This is a genomic window from Streptomyces sp. NPDC058955 (assembly GCF_042741435.1).
Lineage (GTDB): Bacteria > Actinomycetota > Actinomycetes > Streptomycetales > Streptomycetaceae > Streptomyces.
In genome coordinates, this window is sequence record NZ_JBHYKM010000054.1 from 22,726 (window position 1) to 48,081 (window position 25,356).

2 protein-coding genes are annotated in these 25,356 nt (G+C 74.7%); both read right to left on the reverse strand.

Annotated elements, in window-relative coordinates; translation table 11 throughout:
- Positions 1-8: 8 nt before the first annotated feature.
- Positions 9-5,435 carry an SDR family NAD(P)-dependent oxidoreductase gene (locus tag ACFW1I_RS21280; RefSeq protein ID WP_384672178.1) on the reverse strand — a complete coding sequence of 1,809 codons (5,427 nt, stop codon included), beginning with the start codon at positions 5,433-5,435 and terminating at the stop codon, positions 9-11.
- Between the two features lie 32 nt (positions 5,436-5,467).
- Positions 5,468-25,356: SDR family NAD(P)-dependent oxidoreductase (locus ACFW1I_RS21285; protein WP_384672176.1), on the reverse strand; the 19,889-nt coding region annotated here is incomplete at its 5' end.

The following is a 25,356-nucleotide window of genomic DNA, read 5'->3' on the forward strand; positions in this document are numbered from 1 at the left end:
CCGCTGTGTCATCGTTCGTTCAGCCCGGAGAGACCGAGCTCCTCGTCGAGCACGTCGAACAGCTCGTCGTCGCTCACCGACGCCAGGTCGTCGTCGGCGGGCGCGTCCCCCGCCGTCCGGGACTCGGTGACCCGCTGCAGCAGCGACCGCAGCCGGGCCTCCAGCCGGTCGCGTCCCTCGTCGTCCAGGTCCGCCTCGGCCACGGCTGCCTCCAGCCGTTCCAGCTCGGGCTGCAGCACTCCCGCCCCGGTCCCGCCGGCGTCGCCGAAGCAGTCGTTCAGGTGGTTCGCGATCGCGGTGGCCGAGGGGTAGTCGAAGACCAGCGTCGTCGCGAGCCGGAGGCCGGTCGCGGCCGACAGCCGGTTGCGCAGCATGACGGCGGTGAGCGAGTCGAACCCCAGCTCCTTCAGCGCCTGCCCCGGGGCGACATCGGCGGCGGACCGGTGCCCCAGCGTGGCCGCGATGTGCCCGCGCACCAGGTCGAGCAGCGCCTGGACGCGACGCTTGTCGTCCAGGCCGCGCAGCCGCTCGGCGAGCGCGGCGCCGCCCGCGTCGGCCTGGCGCGGCCGGCCCGGGGCGAGCCGCTCGAACAGCACCGGGAGCGCCCCGTCCCGGGCGTGCCGCCGCATCGCGCCCCGGTCGACCCGGGCCAGGACGAGATGCGGATGGCCGGCGTCGCGGAGCGCGGCGTCGAACAGTCCCAGCGCGTCACCGACGGACAGCGGCCGCAGCCCGGTCGTGTTGAGCCGGTCGACGTCGCCCTCGCCGAGCGCCCCGGTCATCTCGCTGGCGTCGGTCCACAGTCCCCAGGCGAGGCTGACCGCGGGACGCCCCTGGGCGCGGCGGTGGTGGGCCAGCGCGTCGAGCCAGGTGTTGGCGGCGGCGTAGTTGGCCTGTCCGGGCGTGCCGAGCGTTCCGGCGGCGGAGGAGAACAGGACGAACGCGGCGAGGTCGGCGTCCGCGGTCAGCTCGTGCAGATGCCACGCGGCGTCGATCTTGGGCCGGAGCGCGGTGCGCACCTGCTCGGGCGTGAGGTTGGCGACGGTCGCGTCGTCGAGGACACCGGCGGTGTGGACGACGGCCGTGAGGGGGTGCTCGTCCGGTACGTCCGCCAGAACGGCCGCCAGTTCGTCGCGGTCGCCGACGTCGCACGCGGCGATCGTGACGTGCGCGCCGAGTCCGGTCAGCTCGTCGCGGATCCGGTCGGCCTCCGGCGCGGCGGGACCACGGCGGCTGACCAGGAGCAGATGCCGGGCACCGTACCGGGTGACCAGATGACGGGCGATGTGGGCGGCGAGGGTGCCGGTGCCGCCGGTGACCAGGACCGTCCCGCCCGGATCGAGGCGGGGCGTCTCGGCTCCGCCCTCGGCGGCGGGGACGAGACGCGGGACGAGGCAGCGGCCGTCGCGGAGGGTGAGTTGGGCCTCGCCCGTCGCGACCGCCGTACGGACGGCGGCGTCCACGGCATCGAGCGACGCCCGGGTGTTGTCGTGGTCCAGCAGGACCAGGCGGTCCGGATGCTCGTTCTGCGCGGCACGGACGAGCCCCCACACGGTGGCGGCGGCCAGGTCCGTGACATCGTCGCCGTGCCCCGTGGCGACCGCGCCCCCGCTGAGCACGACCAGCCGGGAGCCGGAGTCCTGCTCCCGTTCCAGCCACTGCTGGACCGCCCGCAACGTCCGCAGCGCCGTGGCGTGCGCGGCCTCGGGGACGGCCTCGGGCCCGGTCCCGGGGACCGCCTCGACCGTCAGGGTCTCGACGTCCGGCACATCGGATACGTCGGACACATCCGCCGCGTCGGCAGGGGCCGCGGGCTCCGTCCACTCCAGCACGAGCGGCGGGTGGAGCGGCCCGCCCGACGGGAGCGCCAGATCCGCCTCGGTGAGCGGCCGGGTGGTGAGCGAACCCACCGTCAGGAAGGGCAGACCCGTACCGTCCAGGGCACTGACGGCAACACCGCCGTCCTCACGGGCGACCAGCCGGACGGAGGCCCTGGTCGCGCCCGTCGTGTGCAGCCGGACGTCCGTGCACCGCAGCGGGACCAGCGTCTCCTGCGACGACTGCGCCAGCCCGCCGTCGAGGGCGGCGGCCAGCAGCGCCGGATGGAAGCCGTACCCGTCCACACCGACGTCGTCCGGAAGATCCGTCAGGACCTCGACGACACCGTCGCCGGGCACGGAGAACGCGCGGACGCTCCGGAACACACCGTCGTGCTCGTACCCGGCCCCGCCGAGGCGCTCCGTCAGCCGGTCGAGGTTCTCGCCGCCCACGCGCTCCGAAGCCGCGACGGTGTGCCGCTCGACCGCCGGCGCGCCGGGCGACGCGTTCATCACCCCGATCGCGCGCCGCGTCCACACACCGCCCACGCGCGTGTGCACGCTGACCGTGTGATCGCCGGCCTCGTCCGCGCCGGAGATCTGCACCCGCAGGTCCACGCCGCCCTCTTCGGGCAGGACCACGGGCGCGTCCAGCGTCAGCTCTTCGAGGTGGTCCAGGCCCAGCAACTCTCCCGTGGACAACACCAGATCGAGGACCGCCACGGAGGGGAGGACAACCTTGTCCTCCAGCAGGTAGCCGGCCAACCACGCATGCGTGTCGATTCCGACCCGTCCGGTCGCCACCAGGCCCTGCCCGTCGGGCAGTTCGACGAGAGTGGCGAGCAAGGGATGGGGCGCCTCGTCCAGCCCCGCCGAAGCCGCGTCCTCCATGCCGGCTCCGGCAGAGGCGTCCAGCCAGTAGTGCTGGTGTTGGAAGGCGTAGGTGGGGAGGGGGGTGTGGGGTCCGGGGGCGTGGAGGGTGGTGGGGTTGAGGGGGGTGCCGTGGGTGTGTGCGGTGGTGAGGGCGGTGAGGAACTGGGTGTGGTTGCCGTGGTTGCGGCGGAGGGTGCCGGTGGTGGTGGCGTGGGTGGTGGTGGTTTCGATGGTCTGGGTCAGTGGTGTGGTCAGCACGGGGTGGGGGCTGACTTCGATGTAGTGGGTGTGTCCGGTGTCGAGAAGAGCGGTGACGGTGGGGTGGAGTTGGACGGTGTTGCGGAGGTTGTCGTACCAGTAGGCGGCATCAAGAAGGGGGTTGGTGCCGGGGTGGGTGGTGGAGTGGAAGGCGATGGTCGGGGTGCGGGGAGTGATGTCGTCGAGTGCGCTGATGATGTGGTCGCGGAGGTGTTCGACGTGGTGGGAGTGGGAGGCGTAGTCGACGGGGATGGTCTTGGCGTCGATTCCGCGCTTCTGGTAGTCGGCGACGAGTTGGGTGAGGGTGTCGGTGTCGCCGGAGACGATGGTGGTGTGGGGTGAGTTGATCGCGGCGATGGACACCTGGCCGGCGCCGACGCCGGTGGTGTCGATGTCGTGGGCGGGCAGGGGGATGGCGGCCATGGTTCCGGTGCCGCTGATGTCGCGGATGGCCTTGCTGCGCAGGGCGACGATCTTTGCCGCGTCGTCAAGTGTGAGTGCTCCGGCGATGTGGGCGGCGGCGATCTCGCCCTGGGAGTGGCCGATGACGGCGTCGGGGGTGACGCCGTGGTGCTGCCAGAGCCGCGCGAGGGCGGTCATGATCGCGAAGAGCGCGGGCTGGACGACGTCGACGCGGTCGAGGTCCGGCGAGCCGGGCTCACCGCGCAGGACATCCAGCAGGGACCAGCCGGTGTGCGGGCGCAGGGCTTCGTCGCAGGCCCGCAGGTGTTCGGCGAAGACGGGTGAGGTGTCCATGAGTTCCAGGCCCATGCCGGTCCATTGGGAGCCCTGGCCGGGGAAGACGAATACGGTCTTCCCGGGGGTCTGTGTTCCCTGGACGAGACGGGTGTGGGGCTGGTCGGCGGCGAGGGCGCGCAGGGCTTCGGTGGCTTCGTCCAAGCTGGTGACGGTGATGCCGGCACGGTGGGCGAAGGTCGTCCGGTGAGCCAGCGTCCGGGCAACGGCCGCAGGGGCCAGGCCGGGGTTGGACCCGACATGGTCGAGCAGGCGCCGGGCCTGATCGCGCAGCGCAGCTTCGGTCCTGGTCGAGAGCAACCAGCTCACGGGACCGGTGTGTTGCTCCTGAGGCGCCGTCTCTGTGTCGTCGGGTGCCTGCTCGATGATGACGTGCGCGTTGGTGCCGCTGATGCCGAACGAGGACACGGCCGCGCGTCGCGGGCGGTCCAGCTCCGGCCAGTCATGGTTCTCGGTGAGGAGCCGGACGTTCCCGGCCGACCAGTCCACATGTGGGGTGGGCTTGTCGACGTGCAGGGTCTTCGGCAGGACCCCGTGGCGTATCGCCTGGACCATCTTGATGATTCCGGCGACGCCCGCGGCGGCCTGGGTGTGCCCGATGTTGGACTTCACCGAGCCCAGCCACAGGGGCCGGTCGTCGGAGCGGTCCTGGCCGTAGACGGTGAGCAGCGCCTGGGCCTCGATCGGGTCGCCCAGGGTCGTGCCGGTGCCGTGTGCTTCCACCACGTCGATGTCGGCCGGTGACAGGCCGGCGCTCGTCAGCGCCTGTCGGATCACCCGCTGTTGGGCCGGGCCGTTCGGTGCGGACAACTGGCTGCTCTGCCCGTCCTGGTTGACGGCGGAGCCGCGTACGACGGCCAGCACCTGGTGGCCGTTGCGGCGGGCGTCCGACAGCCGCTCCACGAGCAGCAGCCCCACGCCCTCACCCCAGATGGTCCCGTCGGCCGCCCCCGCGAACGGCTTGCACCGGGCGTCGGCGGCGAGGCCGCGCTGACGGCTGAAGCTGGTGAACGCCACCGGGGTGGCCATCACGGTGACGCCGCCCGTCAGCGCCAGGTCGCACTCGCCGTTGCGCAGGGCCTGGATCGCCAGGTGCAGGGACACCAGCGACGACGAGCACGCCGTGTCCAGGGAGACCGCGGGCCCCTCGAAGCCGTGGACGTAGGAGAGCCGTCCGGAGGCGACGCTTCCCGCGCTGCCGGTGACGACCTGGTCCTCCATGCCCTCCGGCATCCGGCGCAGCCGGGTCGCGTAGTCGTCGTACATCACGCCCGTGAACACGCCGGTGCGGCTGCCGCGCAGCGACCGGGGGTCGATGCCCGCGTCCTCGAACGTCTCCCAGCTGGTCTCCAGGAGCAGCCGCTGCTGCGGGTCCATCGCCAGGGCCTCGCGCGGGCTGATCCCGAAGAAGCCGGGGTCGAACTCGGCCGCGTCGTGCAGGAATCCGCCTTCGCGCACGTACGACTTGCCGTGCGCGTCCGGGGCGGGGTCGTAGAGGTCCTCGGTCTTCCAGCCGCGGTCGGTGGGGAAGCCGGTGATGGCGTCCGTGCCGTCGGCCACCAGCCGCCACAGCGCGTCCGGCGAGACCGCCCCGCCGGGATAGCGGCAGGCCATCCCCACGATCGCGATCGGCTCGGAGGCCGCGTCGGACCGCTGCTGCAGCCGCCGGCGCAGGCGCTTGTTCTCCAGCAGCGAGGCGCGCAGCGCTTCGACGACCTTCTCGTCCGGCATGTTCATTCGTCGGCTCCGTCGCTTCGGGTCGGTCACGAGTCGGTGTCGCTGAGGGCGATGCGGACGAGGTCCTCGACGTCGGCGTCGAGGAGGTCCGTCTCGTCGTCCTCATGCGTGCTGTCGGGTCCGGCCGCCTCTGCCGAGGTGGTCGAGGCGGTCGGGAGGGTCGGGGTGGTGGTGTCGGCGAGGGCGAGCACGGCCTCCAGCAGGCCCGCCGCGCGCAGGCGCTCGGGCGGGACGGAGGCGATGAGCCGGCGGACCGTGGTGTCCGGCTCCTCGGCCGGTGCGAGCAGTTCGCGCAGGTGCGTGGCGAGCCTGCGCGGGGTGGGGTAGTCGAACAACATCGTGGCGGGCAGCCGCCGGCCGGCGGCGTCGCTCAGCCGGTTGCGGAGTTCGAGCGCGGTCAGGGAGTCGAGGCCGAGTTCGAGGAAGCCGCGGTCCGGCTCGACCACGGCGGGCTCGGCGTGCCCCAGCGTGATCGCGATCTCCTCCTGGATGAACTCCAGCAGGACTTCGAGCTGTTCGGCCTCGGAACGTTCCGCCAGGAGGCCCGCCAGCACGGGCCGGTCGGCTGCTCCGGCGCGGCGGCGCGGCGCGGCGCCCACCAGGTCCCGCAGGATCGCCGGCGGTGCGCTGTGCCGCGCCTGCGCCCGCAGCGACGGCAGGTCGAACCTGGCGAGCGTCAGGGTGGCGCGGTCGCCGGTGAGGGCGGAGTCGAACAGCGCGAGACCGTCCTCGATGCCGAGCGGCAGGATGCCGCCGCGGCCGATGCGGGCCCGGTCGGCGGCCCCGAGCTTCTCGCCCATCGCGCCTCCTGCGGCCCACAGGCCCCAGGCGAGGGAGACGGCGGGACGGCCCTGGGCGCGGCGCCGTTCGGCGAGCGCGTCGAGGAAGGCGTTGGCCGCCGCGTAGTTCGCCTGGCCCGCCGCGCCGAGCACTCCGGCGGCGGACGAGAACAGGACGAAGTGGGTGAGGTCCAGGTCCGCGGTGAGCTCGTGCAGATGCCAGGCGGCTTCGGCCTTCGGCCGCAGGACGGAGTCGACGCGTTCCGGGGTGAGACCGGGGACGGTGGCGTCGTCCAGGACCCCGGCCGTGTGGACGACGGCGGTGAGCGGATGCTCCTCGGGGACGGCGGCGAGCAGCTCCGCCAGGGCGGCACGGTCCGCCACGTCGCACGCGCCGAAGGTGACGTGGGCGCCGAGTCCGGTCAGTTCCTCGGCCAGTTCCGCCGCGCCGGCCGCCGCCGGGCCCTGCCGGCTGGTGAGGAGCAGGTGCCGGGCACCGTGCTGCCGTACGAGATGACGGGCGACCAGCGCGCCGAGCGTTCCGGTGCCGCCGGTGACGAGCACGGTGCCGTCGGCGGGGAGCGGCGCGAGGGTGTCCCCGTCGTCGGTGACGGGGGTGAGGCGGGCCGCGTACGTCCGTCCGGCGCGCACCGCGAGCCGCGGCTCGTCGGCGTGCAGGGCGGCGGGCAGGGCCAGGGCGGACTCGTCGGTGTCGTCGAGGTCGACGAGCACGATCCGGTCCGGGTTCTCGCTCTGCGCCGAGCGGATCAGTCCGCCGACGGCGGCGCCCGCCAGGTCCTCGACCGTGTCGCCGGGCACGGCGGCGACCGCCGATCGGGTCAGCACGCCCAGCCGGGAGGCGGCGAACCGGTCGTCGGTGAGGAACGTCCGGACGACCTCCAGGACCCGGTGGGTCGCGCGGCGCGTCCGCTCGGCCTGGTCTCCGGGACCGTCGTGGTCCGTGCAGTCCAGGAGGACGAGGTCGGGGGCGGGCGCGTCGTCGGTCAGCGCGCGCGGCTCGGCGATGCCGGCGAGGGCGACGAGCAGGCTGGGCGCCGGGTCGTCGAGCCAGTCGATCCGGGTGTGCGGCCTGTCCTCCGGGCGTGCCGTGGGTGTGATCTCGGTCCAGGAGACCGCGAACCGTGCCCGCTGCAGCCTGTGCCGGCCGGACCCGAGCTGGTCGGGGGTCAGGTGCCGTACCGCCAGCGACTCGATCGCCGCGACCTCGTCGCCGCTCTCCGTGGTCAGGCGCAGTGCGAAGGCGTCGCCGTCCGTCCGGAGCCGGACGCGTACGACACCGTCCGGCGCGCAGCCGGGTCCGGCGACGCCCGACCAGGAGAACGGCACCGGCACTCCCTCGGCCCTGTCCACGTCCGGGTAGGCGTAGGCGAGGGTGTGGAGGGCGGAGTCCAGCACCGCCGGGTGGACGTGGAAGCCCGGCGTCGTCGCCTCGGGCAGGTGGACCTCGGCCAGGACCTCCGTACCGTGCCGCCACACGCGGCGCAGTCCGCGGAACGCGGGGCCGTAGCCGAGTCCGAGGTCGGCGAGCTGTGCGTAGATCTGCTCGACGTCCTCTTCGGTCGCGTCCGACGGCGGCCACGGCGCGGCCTCGGAGCGGGCCGTCGAGGTGCGCTCGGCGTGGCCGAGTGCGCCGTCCGCGTGCCGGGTCCACTCGGCGTCGTCGGCGGCGTGCGCGGGACGGGACCGGACGGTGACCCGCCGGTGTCCGGACTCGTCGGACGGGCCGGCGACGACCTGGACGTGGACCGCCCCGGTCTCGGGCAGGACGAGCGGAGCGGACATCGTCAGCTCCTCGATCCGACCGTGCCCGGACCGCCCGCCCGCGTACAGGACCAGGTCGACCAGGGCACTGGCCGGGACGACCGGCGCGGTGTGGACGGCGTGATCGGTGAGCCACGGCTGGGCGTCCGCCGAGATCCGGCCGGTGAAGAGGAACCCGCCGTCGGGCAGTTCGGTCTCCGCGCCGATGAACGGATGCGTCGTCCTGGACAGCCCCAGGTCCGCCGGCGCGTCGGCGGCCTGACGGCTGAGCCAGTACCGCTCGCGCTGGAACGGATAGGTGGGCAGGTCCACGCGGCGGGCGTCCGGGAACATAGCCGCCAGATCCACGCCGACGCCCGTGATCCGGGCCCTCGCCAGCGCGGTGACCAGCGACTCCGGTTCGCTCGCGCCGCGGCGCAGCAGGGCGCCGACCACCGGCCTGGCCTCCTGCTCGGGCAGGCAGTCCGGGGCCAGCGAGGCCAGCGCGTCCGAGCCGAGTTCGAGATAGGAGCGGGCGCCCGCCTCGTGCAGGGTCCGCACGGCCGCGGCGAACAGGACCGGCTGGAGCACCTGGTCCACCCAGTACCGCGCCGACGTCATCGTGTCCGCCGCGACGACCTCGCCGGTGACGGTCGACACGATCGGGATGGCGGGCTCGGCGAACCGGATGCCCTCGGCGACCTCGCGGAACGCGGCCACCATCGGCTTCATCAGCGGCGAGTGGAAGGCGTGGCTGACCAGCAGCCGCTTGGTCCTGCGGCCCCGCTCGGCCCACTCCCCGGCGACCGCCATCACGGCGACCTCGTCACCGGACACGACCGTTCCGGCCGGGCCGTTCACCGCCGCGATGCCGACCGTGTCCTCCCGGCCCGCCAGCGAAGCGCGGACCTCGTCGGCGCTCGCGCCGATCGCCACCATCGCCCCGTTCCGGGGCAGCTCCTGCATCAGCCGGCCGCGCGCGGCGACGAGCGCGCACGCGTCCGCCAAGGACAGCACGCCGGCGACGTGGGCGGCGGCGAACTCGCCCACCGAGTGCCCCATCAGATAGTCGGGGACGACGCCCCAGCTGCGCAGCAGCCGGTACAGCGCGACCTCCAGCGCGAACAGCGCCGGCTGGGTGTAGCGGGTCTCGTGGAGCAGGTCCTCCTCCGGGGAACCGGCGGGCGCGAACATCAGGTCGCGCAGCGGCCGGTCGAGCACCCCGTCGAAGTGCGCGCAGACCTCGTCCAGCGCACGCCGGAACTCGGGGTGCTCCGCGTACAGTCCGCTGCCCATGCCCGGCCGCTGCGACCCCTGACCGGAGAACATGAAGGCGGTCGCGCCGTCCCTGGCCGCGGCCCCACGGATCACATGGGGCGCGGTCCGCCCGGCGGAGAGCGCGTCGAGCCCGGACAGCAGCTCGTCCCGGGTGCGTCCGACCACGGCCGCGCCGTGCGCGAACACCGAACGCGCACCGAGGGCGCGGGCGATGTCGGCGGGCCGGTAGCGGGGGTGCGCGCGCAGGAAGCCGCGGAGCCGGTCGGACTGCGCGGTGAGCGCGGCGTCCGTCTTGGCCGACAGCACCCACGGCACGACCGGCCCGTCCGGCTCCCCGTCCGGCTCCCGGTCCGGCCGGCCGGACGGTTCGTCCGGCTCGGCGCCCGGGTCCGCGACGCCGTCCGGCGCCTCGATGATCACATGGGCGTTGGTGCCGCTGATGCCGAACGCCGACACCGCCGCCCGCCTCGGCCCCTCGTGGGCCGGCCAGTCCCGCGCCTCCGTCAGGAGGGCCACGTTCCCCTCCGCCCAGTCCGCGTGCGGGGACGGGCTGTCGACGTGGAGGCTGCGGGGGAGACGCCCGTTGCGCAGCGCCTCGACGGCCTTGATGACGCCGGCGACCCCGGCGGCGGCCTGGGCGTGCCCGATGTTGGACTTGACCGAGCCGATCCACAGCGGCCGGTCGGCGGGCCGGTCCTGGCCGTAGGTGGCGATCAGCGCCTGCGCCTCGATCGGGTCGCCCAGCGGGGTGCCCGTGCCGTGCGCCTCGACCATGTCCACGTCGGACGCCCGGAGCCCCGCGTCGGCGAGGGCCTGCCGGATCACCCGCTGCTGGGACGGGCCGTTCGGCGCGGTCAGCCCGTTGCTGGCGCCGTCCTGGTTGACCGCCGACCCGCGCAGCACCGCCAGCACCGGATGCCCGTTGCGCCGCGCGTCGGACAGCCGCTCGACCAGCAGCAGACCCGCGCCCTCGGCCCAGGCGACGCCGTCGGCGCCCGCGGCGAACGGCTTGCACCGCCCGTCAGGGGAGAGCCCGCGCTGCCTGCTGAACTCCACGAACGGCGCCGGCGTCGCCATCACCGTGACGCCGCCCGCCAGCGCCAGATCGCACTCGCCGTCGCGCAGCGCCCGCACCGCCAGGTGCAGGCTGACCAGCGACGAGGAGCACGCGGTGTCCACGGTGATCGCCGGGCCTTCGAGACCGAAGGTGTAGGCGAGCCGGCCCGAGGCGACGCTGCCCGCACTGCCCGTGCCGACGAACCCCTCGTACTCTCCGGGGGTCGCGTTCAGCAGCCGGCCCGCGTAGTCGCCGTACATGACGCCCGTGAACACCCCGGTACGGCTGCCGCGCAGCGACTCGGGGTCCAGCCCCGCGCGTTCGAACGCCTCCCAGCCCGTCTCGAGCAGCAGCCGCTGCTGGGGGTCGGTGGCCGTCGCGTCACGCGGGCTCATGCCGAAGAAGTGCGGGTCGAACCGGGCGGCGTCGTAGAGGAAGCCGCCCTCGCGGGTGTACGACTTCCCGGTCCGCTCGGGCTCGGGGTCGTAGAGGTCGGCGACGTTCCAGCCCCGGTCGCCGGGGAAGGGTCCGATCGCGTCGACCTCGTCGGCGACGAGCCGCCACAGGTCCTCCGGGGACCGCACCCCGCCGGGGAACCGGCAGGCCATCGCGATGATCGCGACGGGGTCGTCGTCCGCCCCCGCCGCCTGCGTGGCGGTGTGGGCGGCGGCGTCCTCGCCGGTGCCGAGCAGTTCGCCGGCGAGGTGCTCGGCGAGCGCCTGCGGGTTCGGGTAGTCGAAGGCCAGCGTGGCCGGGAGCCGCAGATCCGTCTCGGCGGACAGCCGGTTGCGCAGGTCCACCGCGGTCAGCGAGTCGAAGCCCAGCTCCGTGAAGCCCCGGTCGGTGGCGATCCGGTCGACGTCGTCGTGCCCGAGCACGGACGCCACGTGCTCCCGTACGACGTCCAGCAGCACCCTGCGCCGCTGCGCCCCGGTGAGCCCGTCGAGGCGCCGCGCCATCGGGGTGCGCCCGGCCCGCGGACGGGGCGGGGCGGCGGCGAACCCGGCCAGCATCGGCGGGAGCGTCGCCGCGTCCGCCGCGCGCAACGCGGCGCGGTCGAACCGCAGCGGCAGCAGCACGGGACGGTCCGCCGTGAGCGCCGCGTCGAACAGGGCCAGGTTCTCCGCCTCCGACAGCGGGACGAGCGCCGCCTGCCGGACCCGCCGCGCGTCGGCCGCCATCCCGTCCGCGGACGGCCACGGACCCCAGGCCATGGACACGCCGGGCAGCCCGTGGGCACGCCGGTGCGCGGCGAGGGCGTCGAGGAAGGCGTTGGCGGCGGCGTAGTTGGCCTGCCCGGGGGTGCCGAGCGTGCCGGCGGCCGACGAGAACAGGACGAACGCGGCGAGGCCGGCGTCGGCCGTCAGCTCGTGCAGGTGCCAGGCCGCGTCGGCCTTCGGGCCCAGCACCGTGTCGACCCGGTCCGGCGTCAGATTGGTGAGGGCGGCGTCGTCCAGCACCCCCGCCGTGTGCACCACGGCGGTGAGCGGCCGGTCGGCCGGGATGCCGGCGAGAACGGCGGCCAGACCCGCGCGGTCGGCGACGTCGCAGCTCACGAGGGTGACATCGGCGCCGTACCCCGCCAGCTCCGCACGCAGCGCCTCCGCTCCCGGCGCGTCGGCCCCCCGCCTGCTCAGCAGCGCCAGGTGCCGTACACCGTGCCGCACCGCCAGATGGCGGGCGACGACCGCGCCCAGGGCGCCGGTACCGCCGGTGACCAGCACGGTGCCCTCCGGGTCGAGCGGCGACGCCTCGGCATCAGGCACCGGGACCGCGGCGGCACGGGGCACCAGAGGGCGGCCCTCCCGCAGCGCGACCTGGGGCTCGTCGCGGGCGATCGCGGCGGCCAGGGACCGCGCCGACGCCGCGCTGCCGTCGACGTCGACGAGGACGAACCGGCCCGGGTGCTCGTTCTGGGCGCTGCGGAGCAGCCCCCACACGGCCGCCCCCGGCAGATCCGCGGCGGCGTCCTCGGCGCCCGCGCAGACCGCGCCCTGGGTGACGACCACGAGCCGCGACGCGGCCGTACGCTCCTCGGCCAGCCACTCCTGCGCGACCCGCAGCACCCCGGCGACGGCCGCGCGCACCTCGTCGGGACCGCCGGCCGAGGCGTCGAGGGGCAGCAGCACCGCGCCGGGCAGGGGACGGGAACCCGACAGCAGTTCCGACACGTCCGGGTGGAACTCGGCCGGCACGTCCGCGTCGGCCAGGGCCGCCGCGAGTCCGCCGTGGCCGCCGATCACCGCGAGGGAGACCTGAGCGGCGGCCGGGCGGCCGGGACCGGCGACCCAGTCGAGCCGGTACGCCTCCTGGCGCCGGACGCTGATCCGGTTCACCGGAACCGGCCGCACCACCAGCGCCTCGACCGAGGCGACCGGGACGCCGTCCGCGTCGGTGACGGCCACGGCCAGCGTGTCCGGACCGGTCCGGGTCAGCCGGCTCCTGATCGACGTGGCCCGCCAGGTGTGCGGCGTGACACCGCGCCAGGAGAACGGCAGCAGGATCTCCTCGCCCGCGTCCAGCGACGGGTGGTCACCCGCCAGCGCGTGCAACGAGGCGTCGAGCATCGCCGGATGCACCCCGGCCGTCCCGCCCTCCTCGTGGACGTCCGCCTCGGTGTAGACCGTGGAGCCGACGCGCCAGGCCGCCCGCAGTCCCCGGAACGCCGGACCGTAGCCCACCCCGATGCCGGCGAGCGCGTCGTAGATCCCGTCGAGGTCGACCGGTTCGGCGTCCGGCGGCGGCCAGGCCGCGGGGAAGTCGCCGAACGGCTCGGCCGCCTGCTCGTCGAGCGTCCCGGTGGCGTGCCTCGTCCACGGACGCTCGCCGTCGCCCGGGACGGTCGCGGCGCGCGAACTGATGGTGATCGACCTGACGCCGTCCGCGTCCGGAGCGGACACCGCCACCTGGACGTCGACCGAGCCGCCCTCCGGCAGGGTGAGCGGCGTCCCGACCGTCAGCTCCTCGATCCGGCCGCAACCGCCGACCGCCGCGGCGTGGACGGCCATGTCGAGGAAGACCGTGCCGGGCACCAGCGCGGTGCCGTTCACGGTGTGCTCGGCGAGCCACGGATGGGTGCGCCGGGACACCCGGCCGCTCAGCAGCAGCCCACCGGTCTCGGCGAGCGACGTCACGGCCCTGAGCAGGTCGTGCGTCCCGCTGTCCATCCCCAGCGAGGAGGCCGCCGGAGCAGCCGGGGCCAGCCAGAACCGGCGCCCCTCGAACGGATAGTTGGGCAGGGTCACCGGCCGCGCGTCCGACGCGGCGAAGAACGCGCGCCAGTCCACGGGCACGCCCCGCAGGCCCGCCTCGGCGACGGCCGCGACCAGCGTCCGCGCCTCCGGCCGGTCCCGGCGCTGCACGGCGATCCTGTGGCCCGGGCCGTCGGCCGCCGGGAGGGCGGTCAGGGCCGCGTCGGGCCCGATCTCCACGAAGGTCGCGACCCCCAGCTCGGCGAGCGCGCCGACCGCGTCGTGGAACCGCACGGGCTGCCGCACCTGGCGCGTCCAGTAGTCCGGATCGCCCAGCTCGCCCGCGTCCGCCGGGCGGCCGGTGAGGGTGGACACGATCCGCGCCGTGGGCGTGCGGTAGGTGACGCCCTCCGCGACCCGGCGGAACGCGTCGAGCATGCCGTCCATGTGCGGGGAGTGGAAGGCGTGGCTGACCCGCAGCCGCGTCGTCTTCCGGCCGCGCCCGGCCCACAGCTCCGCCACCCGGGCCACCGCCTCCTCGTCGCCGGAGACCACGGTCGAGTCGGCGGCGTTGACCGCCGCGATCGCGACGGCGCCCGCCGAGCCGCGCAGCGACTCGGCGACCTCGTCCTCGCCCGCCCTGATCGCGACCATCGCGCCGCGTGCCTGGACCGCCTGCATCAGCCGCGCTCGTTCCGCGACGAGCAGACAGGCGTCGTCCAGGTCGAAGACGCCGGCGACGTGCGCGGCGGCGATCTCCCCGATGGAGTGCCCGAGCAGGACGTCGGGACGCACGCCCCACGACTCGACCAGGCGGTACAGCGCGACCGACAGGGCGAAGATCGCCGGCTGGGCGTACCGGGTCTCGCCCAGCAGGGCGGACTCCGGCGTGCCCTCCTCGGCGAACATCACCGACCGCAGGGGCACGTCCAGCCGTGCGTCCAGCAGCGCGCAGATCCGGTCCAGCTCGGCCGCGAACACCTCGAACCGGTCGTACAGCTCCCGGCCCATGCCCGGGTGCTGGCTGCCCTGCCCGGAGAACAGGAACGCGTTCTTCCCGCCGCCGCCGCCGGCGGCGACGGCCACATGGCCGCCGCCGGTCACGCCGGCCGCGGCACCGCCGTCCGCCAGGGCCCGGAGCCCGGAGAGGAACTCCTCGCGGGTCCGTCCCGTCACGGCCGCGCGGTGCTCGTGCACCGCACGGGCGGCCAGCGAGACGCCGATGTCGGCGGGACGGAAGTCCTCCAGCCCGGCCAGGTGATCGGCGAGCCCGCGCGCCTGCGCGACGAGGGCGGTCTCGGTCCGGCCGGACAGCAGCCAGGGGACGGGAACCCCGTCGGCACCGTCACGGCCGTCCCGCGCCGGGACGTCGGCCAGCGCCGGATCCCATTCGAGGACGACGTGCGCGTTCGTACCGCTGATGCCGAACGCCGACACGGCCGAGCGGCGCACCCCGCCCTCGCCCGGCCAGGGCCGTTCCTCGGCCAGGACGGACACCCCGCCGGACGACCAGTCCACGTGCGGGGTCGGCTCGTCGACGTGCAGCGTCCTGGGCAGCAGCCCGTGCCGCATGGCCTGCACCATCTTGATCACACCGGCGGCCCCGGCGGCTGCCTGGGTGTGGCCGATGTTGGATTTGACGGAGCCGATCCAGAGGGGGCGGTCGGTGGGGCGGTCGGGTCCGTAGGTGGCGATGAGGGCTTGGGCTTCGATGGGGTCGCCGAGGGTGGTGCCGGTGCCGTGTGCTTCGACGGCGTCGATGTCGGTGGGGGTGAGTCCTGCGTTGGTGAGGGCTTGTCGGATGACGCGTTGTTGGGAGGGTCCGTTGGGTGCGGTGAGGCCGTTGCTGGTGCCGTCGGAGTTGATGGCGGAGCCGCGTACGACGGCGAGGACCTGGTGGCCGTTGCGGCGGGCGTCGGACAGTCGCTCCACGAGCAGCAGCCCCACGCCCTCGCCCCAGGCGGTCCCGTCGGCCCCGCCCGCGAACGGCTTGCACCGGCCGTCCGGAGCCAGCCCGCGCTGACGGCTGAACTCGACGAACAACGTCGGGCTCGCCATCACCGCGACACCACCGGCCAGCGCGAGGTCGCAGTCGCCGTTGCGCAGCGCCTGCGCCGCGAGGTGCAGGGACACCAGCGACGACGAGCACGCGGTGTCCACCGTGACCGCCGGCCCCTCAAGACCGAGGGTGTAGGCGATGCGACCGGACGCGACGCTCGTCGTCGAACCGGTGATCAGATAGCCCTCCGTGCCGGTCTCGGCGAGCCGCGCGTTGACCCCGTACTCCTGCGCGGCCGTCCCGATGAACACCCCGGTACCGCTGCCGCGCAGCGACGCCGGGTCGATGGCGGCGTTCTCCAGCAACTCCCAGGCGGTCTCCAGCAGCAGCCGCTGCTGCGGGTCGGTCGCCAGGGCCTCGCGGGGACTGATCCCGAAGAACTCCGCGTCGAACACGTCGGCGTCGTGCAGGAAACCGCCCTGGTCGACGTACGAGGTGCCGGGGTGGTCGGGGTCCGGGTGGTACAGCTCCTCGACGTTCCAGCCACGGCCCGCGGGGAAGCCGCCGATCGCGTCGCCGCCCTCGGCCACGAGCCGCCACAGGGCGTCCGGCGTGCGCACGTCGCCGGGGAAGCGGCACGCCATCCCGACGATCACCACCGGGTCGTCGTCCCGGCCGGTCGTCACGGACGCCGGCCTTCCCGTCTCCGCCCGCGCGCCGAGCAGCTCCGCCAGCAGATGCCCAGCAAGGGCGCTCGTCGTCGGGTGGTCGAAGATCAGCGTGGCGGGCAGGCGCAGACCCGTGGCGCCGTTCAGCCGGTTGCGCAGCTCGACGGCGGTGAGCGAGTCGAAGCCCAGGTCCCGGAAGCTGCGGTCGGTCTCGACCGCGTCCTGCCCGACGTGGCCGAGCACCGCTGCCACGTTGACGCGCACCAGATCCACCAGCAGGTCGAGCCGCTCGGCCTCGCCGAGCGCGCCCAGACGACCGGCCAGGTCCGCGGCCGCCGCCCGCCGGGCCGGCCCGCTCGCGCGCCGGACGGCCGCCCGCCCGATCGTGCGCAGGATCGGCGGGATGTCCTCGTCGTCCGCGCGGACCGTCGCCGGGCGCAGCGCGGCCATCAGCAGCGGCACCTCCCGCCGCAGCTTCAGCCCGGCGTCGAAGAGGGCCAGCCCCTGCTCGGTGCCGAGCGCCGCGCTGTTGCGGGTGAGCCTGGCCTTCCCGACGCTGTCCAGCCCGGCGGTCATCGAGCTGGTCTCCGCCCACAGACCCCACGCGAACGACGCGGCGGGCAGACCCCGGGACCGCCGGTACGCGGCCAGCGCGTCCACGAAGCCGTTGGCCGCCGCGTACACCGACTGGCCGGGGTTGCCGATCGTGCCCGCCGCCGACGAGAACAGGACGAACGCGTCGAGGTCCAGGCCCTCGGTCAGCACGTGCAGGTTCCACGCCGCGTCGGCCTTCGGCCGCAGGACGCTGTCCGCGTCCGCACCGGTGAGCGCGGTGAGCACACCGTCGGCCAGCACACCCGCCGTGTGGACGACCGCCGTCAGCGGATGCTCGTCCGGGACCCCGGCGAGCAGGGCGGCCAGCGCGTCCCGGTCGGCGGTGTCGCAGGCCGCGACCGTCACCTCGGCGCCGGCGGCCCGCAGTTCGTCCGCCAGCTCGACGGCCCCGGGGGAGTCCAGGCCCGAGCGGCTGACCAGCAGCAGCCGCCGCACGCCGTGCCGGGCCACCAGATGCCGGGCGACGTGCTTGCCGATCGTCCCCGTGCCGCCGGTGATCAGGACGGTGCCGTCCGGGTCGAAGGCGACCGTCCCGGCCCCCTCCGGCGGAGCGGCGGCGACCAGCCGCGGCAGATGGGCCGTGCCGTCCCGCAGCAGGACCTGCGGCTCGCCGGAGTCGATCGCGGCACCGAGCGCGCCGACCGACGCGTCCGTCCCGTCGAGGTCGACCAGCGCGAACCGGTCCGGCTCCTCCCACCACGCCGCGCGCAGCAGTCCCCACACGGCCGCGCCCGCCAGGTCGCGCACCGGCTCGTCGGCGACCACCGGGACCGCGCCGTGCGTGACCACCACCAGCCGCGACGCCGCGAGACGGTCCTCGGCCAGCCACTCCTGAAGCAGCCGGAGCACCTGCCGGGTGACGTCATGGGTACGGGCGGCCGGGTCCCCCTCCTCGGGCGATCCGCCGTCACAGGGGAACAGCACCACGTCCGGTACGTCCGCCCCGTCGCCGATCGAGCGCACCAGATCGCTCAGCTCCCGATGGCGCGGCAGACCGGCGAACGCCTCACCCGAGGCGAGCGGACCGCCCCCCGGTACGACGTCCCCCAGGACCGCCCAGGAGTCCGGGGCGACGGACGACGCGCCGGCGGCGGCCGACGGCGTCCAGTCCAGGCGCCAGAGGGCGTTGTGCAGATGGCGGGACGTGTCCAGCCGGTCGACGACCAGCTCGCGCAGCTTCAGCGCGGAGACGGTGACCACCGGACGGCCCGCTTCGTCGGCCATCTCCAGCGCCGCCGTCGACTCGTCCACGGGCGTCACCCGGACGCGCAACACGCTCGCCTCGGTGGCGTGCAGCGTGCTTCCCGACCAGGAGAACGGCAACCGGACAGGGCCGTCCGGCCGGTCCAGACCCGCGCCGAGCGCGAGGGCGTGCTGGGCCGCGTCGAGCAGCGCGGGGTGGACGGCGAACCCGCCGACCTCCGCGTCCTCCGGCAACCGGACCTCGGCGTAGAGGACGTCCCCGTCACGCCACGCCGCCCCGAGCCCCTGGAACACCGGGCCGTACAGATAACCGAGACCCGCCAGCCGGTCGTACAGGTCCTCGACCGGCACCGGCGTCGCCCCGGACGGCGGCCACACCCCGGCGAACTCCGGCTGCCCGTCCTGCCCGTCCTGCCCGGCGTCCGCGACGATCGTGCCGCTCGCGTGCCGCGTCCACGGCTGGTCCGGCCGGTCGGCGAGACGCGAGTGGATCGTCACCGCGTAGTCGTCGCCCTCGCCCTCCGGCGTGACGGTGACGTGCAGCTGGACGGCCGCCGTTCCGGAGAACGTCAACGGGTTCTCCACCGTCAGCTCTTCCACGTGCCGGAGACCGAGGTGCGTCGCCGCGTGCAGCGCGATGTCCAGGAACGCGGTGCCGGGAAGCAGAACCGTGCCGAGCACCGCGTGATCGGCGAGCCAGGGATGCGTGGACGTCGACACCCGCCCCGTGAAGACGTGACCGCTCCCGTCCGGCAGGTCCGTGGTGCTCCCGATGAGCGGGTGGCCGGTGTGATGGTGGCCGGTGGGGGCGGGGGTGGTGGGGTTGAGCCAGTAGTGCTGGTGTTGGAAGGCGTAGGTGGGGAGGGGGGTGTGGGGTCCGGGGTGGTGGAGGGTGGTGGGGTTGAGGGGGGTGCCGTGGGTGTGTGCGGTGGTGAGGGCGGTGAGGAACTGAGTTGCGCCGCCGTGGTTGCGGCGGAGGGTGCCGGTGGTGGTGGCGTGGGTGTTCGCCGTTTCGATGGTCTGTTGGAGCGGGGTGGTCAGCACGGGGTGGGGGCTGACCTCGATGTAGTGGGTGTGTCCGGTGTCGAGGAGGGTGGTGATGGTGGGGTGGAGTTGGACGGTGTTGCGGAGGTTGTCGTACCAGTAGGCGGCATCACAGAGCGGGTTGGTGCCGGGGTGGGTGGTGGAGTGGAAAGCGATGGTGGGGGTGCGGGGGGTGATGTCGTGGAGTGCGTGGAGGAGGTGGTCGCGGAGGTGTTCGACGTGGTGGGAGTGGGAGGCGTAGTCGACGGGGATGGTCTTGGCGTCGATTCCACGCTTCTGGTAGTCGGCGACGAGTCGGGTGAGGGTGTCGGTGTCGCCGGAGACGATGGTGGTGTGGGGTGAGTTGATCGCCGCGATGGAGACGCGGCCGGTGGTGTCGATGTCGTGGGCGGGCAGGGGGATGGCGGCCATGGTTCCGGTGCCGCTGATGTCGCGGATGGCTTTGCTGCGCAGGGCGACGATCTTCGCCGCGTCGTCGAGCGAGAGGGCTCCGGCGATGTGGGCGGCGGCGATCTCGCCCTGGGAGTGGCCGATGACGGCGTCGGGGGTGACGCCGTGGTGCTGCCACAGCCGTGCGAGGGAGATCATGATCGCGAACAGAGCCGGCTGGACGACATCGACCCGGTCGAGGTCCAGCGAGCCTGGCTCACCGCGCAGGACATCCAGCAGGGACCAGCCGGTGTGCGGGCGCAGGGCTTCGTCACAGGCCCGCAAGTGCTCGGCGAAGACGGGTGAGGTGTCCATGAGTTCCAGGCCCATGCCGGTCCATTGGGAGCCCTGGCCGGGGAAGACGAACACGGTCTTCCCGGGGGTCTGTGTTCCCTGGACGAGACGGGTGTGGGGCTGGTCGGCGGCGAGGGCGCGCAGGGCTTCGGTGGCTTCGCCCAAGCTGGTGGCGGTGATGCCGGCACGGTGAGCGAAAGCGGTCCGGTGGGCCAGCGTCCGGGCGACGGCCGCAGGAGCGAGGCCGGGGTTCGACTCGACATGGTCGAGCAGACGCCCGGCCTGATCGCGCAAGGCGGCCTCGGACTTGGCCGAGAGCAGCCAGCTGACAGGACCGCTGTGCTGTTCCTGGACGACCGGTTCGGCGTCGTCGTCGGGTGCCTGCTCGATGATGACGTGCGCGTTGGTGCCGCTGATGCCGAACGACGAGACGCCGGCGCGCCGCGGGCGGTCCAGCTCCGGCCAGTCACGGCTCTCGGTCAGGAGCCGGACGTTCCCGGCCGACCAGTCCACCTGCGGGGTGGGCTCGTCGACGTGCAGGGTACGGGGGAGTACCCCGTGGCGTATCGCCTGGACCATCTTGATGATCCCGGCGACCCCCGCCGCCGCCGCGCTGTGCCCGATGTTGGACTTGAGCGATCCCAGCCACAGCGGCTGGTCGTCGGAGCGGTCCTGGCCGTACGTGGCGATCAGGGCCTGCGCCTCGATCGGGTCGCCGAGCCGGGTGCCGGTGCCGTGCGCCTCCACCGCGTCCACGTCGGCCGGTGACAGGCCGGCGCCGGCGAGTGCCTGCCGGATCACCCGCTGCTGGGCCGGGCCGTTCGGTGCGGACAACTGGCTGCTGCGGCCGTCCTGGTTGACGGCGGAGCCGCGTACGACGGCGAGGACCTGGTGGCCGTTGCGGCGGGCGTCCGACAGCCGCTCGACCAGCAGCAGGCCGACGCCCTCACCCCAGCCGGTGCCGTCGGCCGCCGCCGCGAAGGACTTCGATCGCCCGTCAGGAGCCAGACCGCGCTGGCGGCTGAAGTCGACGAAGGAGGCGGGTGTGGACATGACCGAGACGCCGCCCGTCAGGGCCAGGTCGCACTCGCCGTTGCGTAGGGCCTGGATCGCCAGGTGCAGAGCGACCAGCGACGACGAGCACGCCGTGTCCACCGAGATGGCCGGGCCCTCAAGACCGAACGTGTAGGACAGGCGGCCGGAGACGATGCTCGCCGCGTTGCCGGTGATCAGGTAGCCGTCGAGGTCGTCGTTGCCGTAGATCAGGGTCAGGTAGTCCTGGCCGTTGGTGCCGGTGAAGACGCCGGTGCGGCTGCCGCGCAGCGACTCGGGGTCGATGCCCGCGTTCTCGAACGTCTCCCAGCTCGTCTCCAGGAGCAGCCGCTGCTGCGGGTCGGTGGCCAGGGCCTCGCGCGGGCTGATCCCGAAGAACTCGGCGTCGAAGCCGCCCAGGTCGGGGAGGAAGCCGCCGGAGCGGGTGTAGGTCGTGCCGCGTCGTTCGGGGTCCGGGTCGTACAGGGCGTCCAGGTCCCAGCCGCGGTCGGTCGGGAAGCCGGTGATGGCGTCCGTGCCGTCGGCCACCAGCCGCCACAGCGCGTCCGGCGAGACCGCGCCGCCGGGATAGCGGCAGGCCATCCCCACGATCGCGATCGGCTCGTCGTCCGCACCGGTCGTCCGGACGACGGAGGTGTCCCGCCGGATGCCGAGGACCTGGCCGCGCAGGTGCTCGGCCAGCGCGCTCGCGGTCGGGTAGTCGAACAGCACGGTGGCGGGCAGCTTCAGGTCCAGGGCCGTCGCCAGCCGGTTGCGCAGCTCGACGGCGGTGAGCGAGTCGAAGCCCAGTTCCTGGAGGGGGCGCTCGTCGTCGACCGACTCCGCGCTCCGGTGCCCCAGGACGGACGCGATGTGCGTCCGTACCAGCTCGCGGACGACCCGGGTCTGCTCGCCCTCGGCCAGGCCGCGCAACTGCCGCGCGAGGTCGTCGCCCGCTCCCGCGGTACGGCCCGCCGGGGCGCGGACGAGGCCGCGGAAGACCGGCGCGAGCGTGCCGGCCCGTGCCTGTCGGCGCAGTTCGGCGTGGTCGAGCCGGACCGGCACCGTCCTGGCCGGGCCGCCGGCGAGCGCCCGGTCGATCGCGGCGAGGCCGTGTTCCACCGTCAGCGGCGACAGCCCGGAGCGCGCCCTGCGCGCGGCCTCGGCCGCGCTCGCCCCGTCGTCCGTCCTGCCGTCCGCCCCGTCCGGCCAGCTCCACGGGCCCCAGGCCAGGGAGACGGCCGGGCGGCCTTCGCGTGCGCGCCGGTGGGCGAGCGCGTCGAGGAACGCGGCGGCGGCCGCGGTGTGCGCCTGTCCGGGCACGCCGAGCGTCCCCGAGGCGGAGGAGAAGACCACGAACGCGGCGAGATCGGCGTCGGCGGTCAGTTCGTGCAGGTGCCGGGCGAGTGCGGCGCGCGGCCGGAACACGGCCGCGACGCGGTCGGGCGTGAGCGCGGTGAGCACACCGTCGTCCGACTCCTCGACCGCGTGCACCACGGCCGTCAGCGGACGCTCCGGTGACACGTGGGTCAGCAGATCGGCGACGCTCGCGCGGTCGGTCAGCTCGCCCGGTGCGACGGTCACCTCGGCGCCGAGCGCGGTGAGTTCGTCGAGCACCGCGCGATCGGCGGCCTCCGGCGTCGCGCCCGGCGTCCGGCCGATCAGCAGGTGCCGTACGCCGTGCTCGCGCACCAGGTGCCGGACGAGCGGCGCGGCCGCCTCGCCGGATCCGCAGACGACCAGCACGGTGCCGTCCCGGTCGAGCGTCCGAGCCGTACGCGCCGCCCCGCCGGGCGCGGCCGTGGCCGGCGAGCGGACGAGGCGGGCCGCGTACGGGACGCCGTCGCGCACGGCGAGCTGGGTCTCGTCGGTGGCCAGCGCGGCCCGGACCGAGGTGGCGCCGGCCTCGGCGTCGACGTCCACGACGACGAAACGGCCGGGATGCTCGGCCTGCGCCGAGCGGAGCAGACCCCAGACGGCGGCCTGACCGAGGTCGTCGATCCGGTCGTCGTCGTGGACGACGACCGCGCCGCGGGTGAGCACCACCAGACGGGCGTCGGCGAACCGCTCGTCGGACAGCCACGCGTGGGTGAGCTCCAGCATCCGGGCGAGCCGCGCCTCCGCGTCGTCGCCGCCGTCCGGGCACGGCGCCAGGACGGCGTCGGGCACCGGCGCGCCCTCGTCGAGGAGCCGGCCCAGAGCGGCGAGATCGGGAACACGCTCGCCGGGGAAGCCCGGCTCGTCGTCCCCGAGGATCGCCCAGCGCGACGCGTCGACGGGCGCCGACACCGCGACCGCCGTCCAGCCGGGCTCGTAGCCGAGGTCGAGGCCGGCGCCCGCGAACTCGCGGGGGCCGACCGGCCGGAACGTCACCGCGTCGACGGTGGCGACGATCGCACCGGCGGTGTCGGTGACCACCACGGAGGCGGTCTCCGCGCCGGTGGGGGAGAGCCGGATCCTGAGGCCGCGCGGGGCGGTCGTCACGGAGGTCGCGGTGACGCCCGACCAGGCGGCCGGGATCCGGGCGTCGTCGCCGCCCGCGCCCGCCGCGGACAGCGCCGCCTGCAGGAGCCTCGGGTCGAGCACGAACCCGCTCTGCTCCCTCTCCTCGGTCACCTGGACCTCGGCGTGGACGACGTCCCCCGCACGCCACGCGGCGCGCAGGCCGACGAGCGGGTCCGCGCCGGAGTGGCCGACCGCGAGCAGCCGGTCCGCCAACTCCTCCGGGTCGAGGGGAACGGCCCCCGCCGGGGGCCACTCGGCGGGCGCTTCCGCCGTCGAGGCGACGGCCCGGTCGGCGATCGTGCCCGTGGCGTGCCGGACCCAGGGGGCGTCCGGAGCGGCGGAGGGACGGGAATGGACCGTGACCGTGCGGCGGCCCCGCTCCTCCGGCGACACGGTGACGTGCAGCCGCGCCGGGCCCGCCTCGGACAGCACCAGCGGCGTCTCGACCGCGAGGTCCTCGACCCCGGCGAGGCCGACGTGGTGGGCGGCGTGCAGCGCGATGTCCAGCAGGACGGTCGCCGGGACGACGGCCGCCCCGTGCAGCGCGTACGAGGCCAGCCACGGGTGGGTGGCGGCCGAGACCTGCCCGGTGAAGAGGACGCCCTGGTCGTCGGGCAGCTCGATGACCTCACCAACCACGGGGTGCCCGGTGGCCGCGCCGCCGACGGCGCGGCCGGTGGGGTGCAGCCAGAAGTGCCGGCGCTGGAAGGGATAGGTCGGCGTGTCCACCCACGGACGGGGGCCGAAGAAGGAAGCCCAGTCCACGGCCGCGCCCTGCGCGTGGGCCCGGCCCAGCCCGGCCACGAGCTGGGCGACCTCGGACCGGTCGCGGCGCAGCAGCGGGACGAACGCGGCCTCGGGCGCGCACTCGGGCCCCGCCGCCGACAGCGCGGCGTCCGGGCCCAGCTCGACGAAGGTCGTGACGCCCCGGTCCCGCAGCGTCCGCACCCCCTCGGCGAACCGCACGGTCGCCAGGACGTGCCGGACCCAGTACTCCGCCGTGCGCCAGGCGTCGGCCGCCTCGCCGGACACGGTGGACACGAAGGGGATCGTCGGGACGCCGTAGGAGACGCTCTCCGCGACCGCCCGGAAGTCCTCGACCATCGGCTCCATCAGCGGCGAGTGGAAGGCGTGCGACACCCGCAGCATGCTCGTCCGACGGCCCCGCGACGCGAACGCGGCGGCGATGGCGGCGACGGCGTCCCCGTCCCCGGAGACCACCACCGAACGCGGCCCGTTGACCGCCGCGAGGCCCGTGCCGGCGGTGAGCAGCGGCCGTACCTCGTCCTCGGTGGCCTCCACGGCCGCCATGGCCCCGCCGTCCGGCAGCGCCTGCATCAGTCGGCCGCGAGCGGCGACCAGCCGGGCGGCGTCGGCCAGGGACAGCACACCGGCGACATGGGCGGCCGCCAGCTCGCCGACGGAGTGCCCGGCGAGCAGATCGGGCCGCAGGCCCCAGGACTCGACCAGCCGGAACAGCGCCACCTCGAAGGCGAAGAGCCCGGCCTGCGCGAACTCCGTCCGGTTCACGGCCCCGGCGTCGTCGCCCCAGAGCACGTCACGCAGCGGCACGTCGAAGTGCGGGTCGAGCTCGGCCACAGCGGCGTCGAAGGCATCGGCGAACACCGGGAAAGCGGCGTGGAGTTCCGCGCCCATGCCCAGCCGCTGCGCTCCCTGGCCGGTGAACAGGAACGCGACCTTGCCGTCGGACACCTCCTGCGGGGCGACGGAACCACTCGCCACCGCCCCCAGAGCGGCGGCCAGCTCCGCACGGTCCGCGCCGGTCACGACCGCGCGGTGGTCCAGGTCCGCGCGCCCGATCGCGAGCGCGCGCCCGGCGGCGGCGAGGTCGTCGTCCGACAGCGTCCCCAGGAAGACGCGCAGATCGGCCGCACGCGCGCGGACGGCCTGCGGGTTCCGGCCCGAGACGACCCACGGCACCACCGCGGGCCGCGGCGGCTCCGGTGCCTCCTCGACGGCCGGCGGCTCCTCGATGATGACGTGCGCGTTGGTGCCGCTGATGCCGAACGAGGAGACGCCGGCGCGGCGGGGGCGGTCCA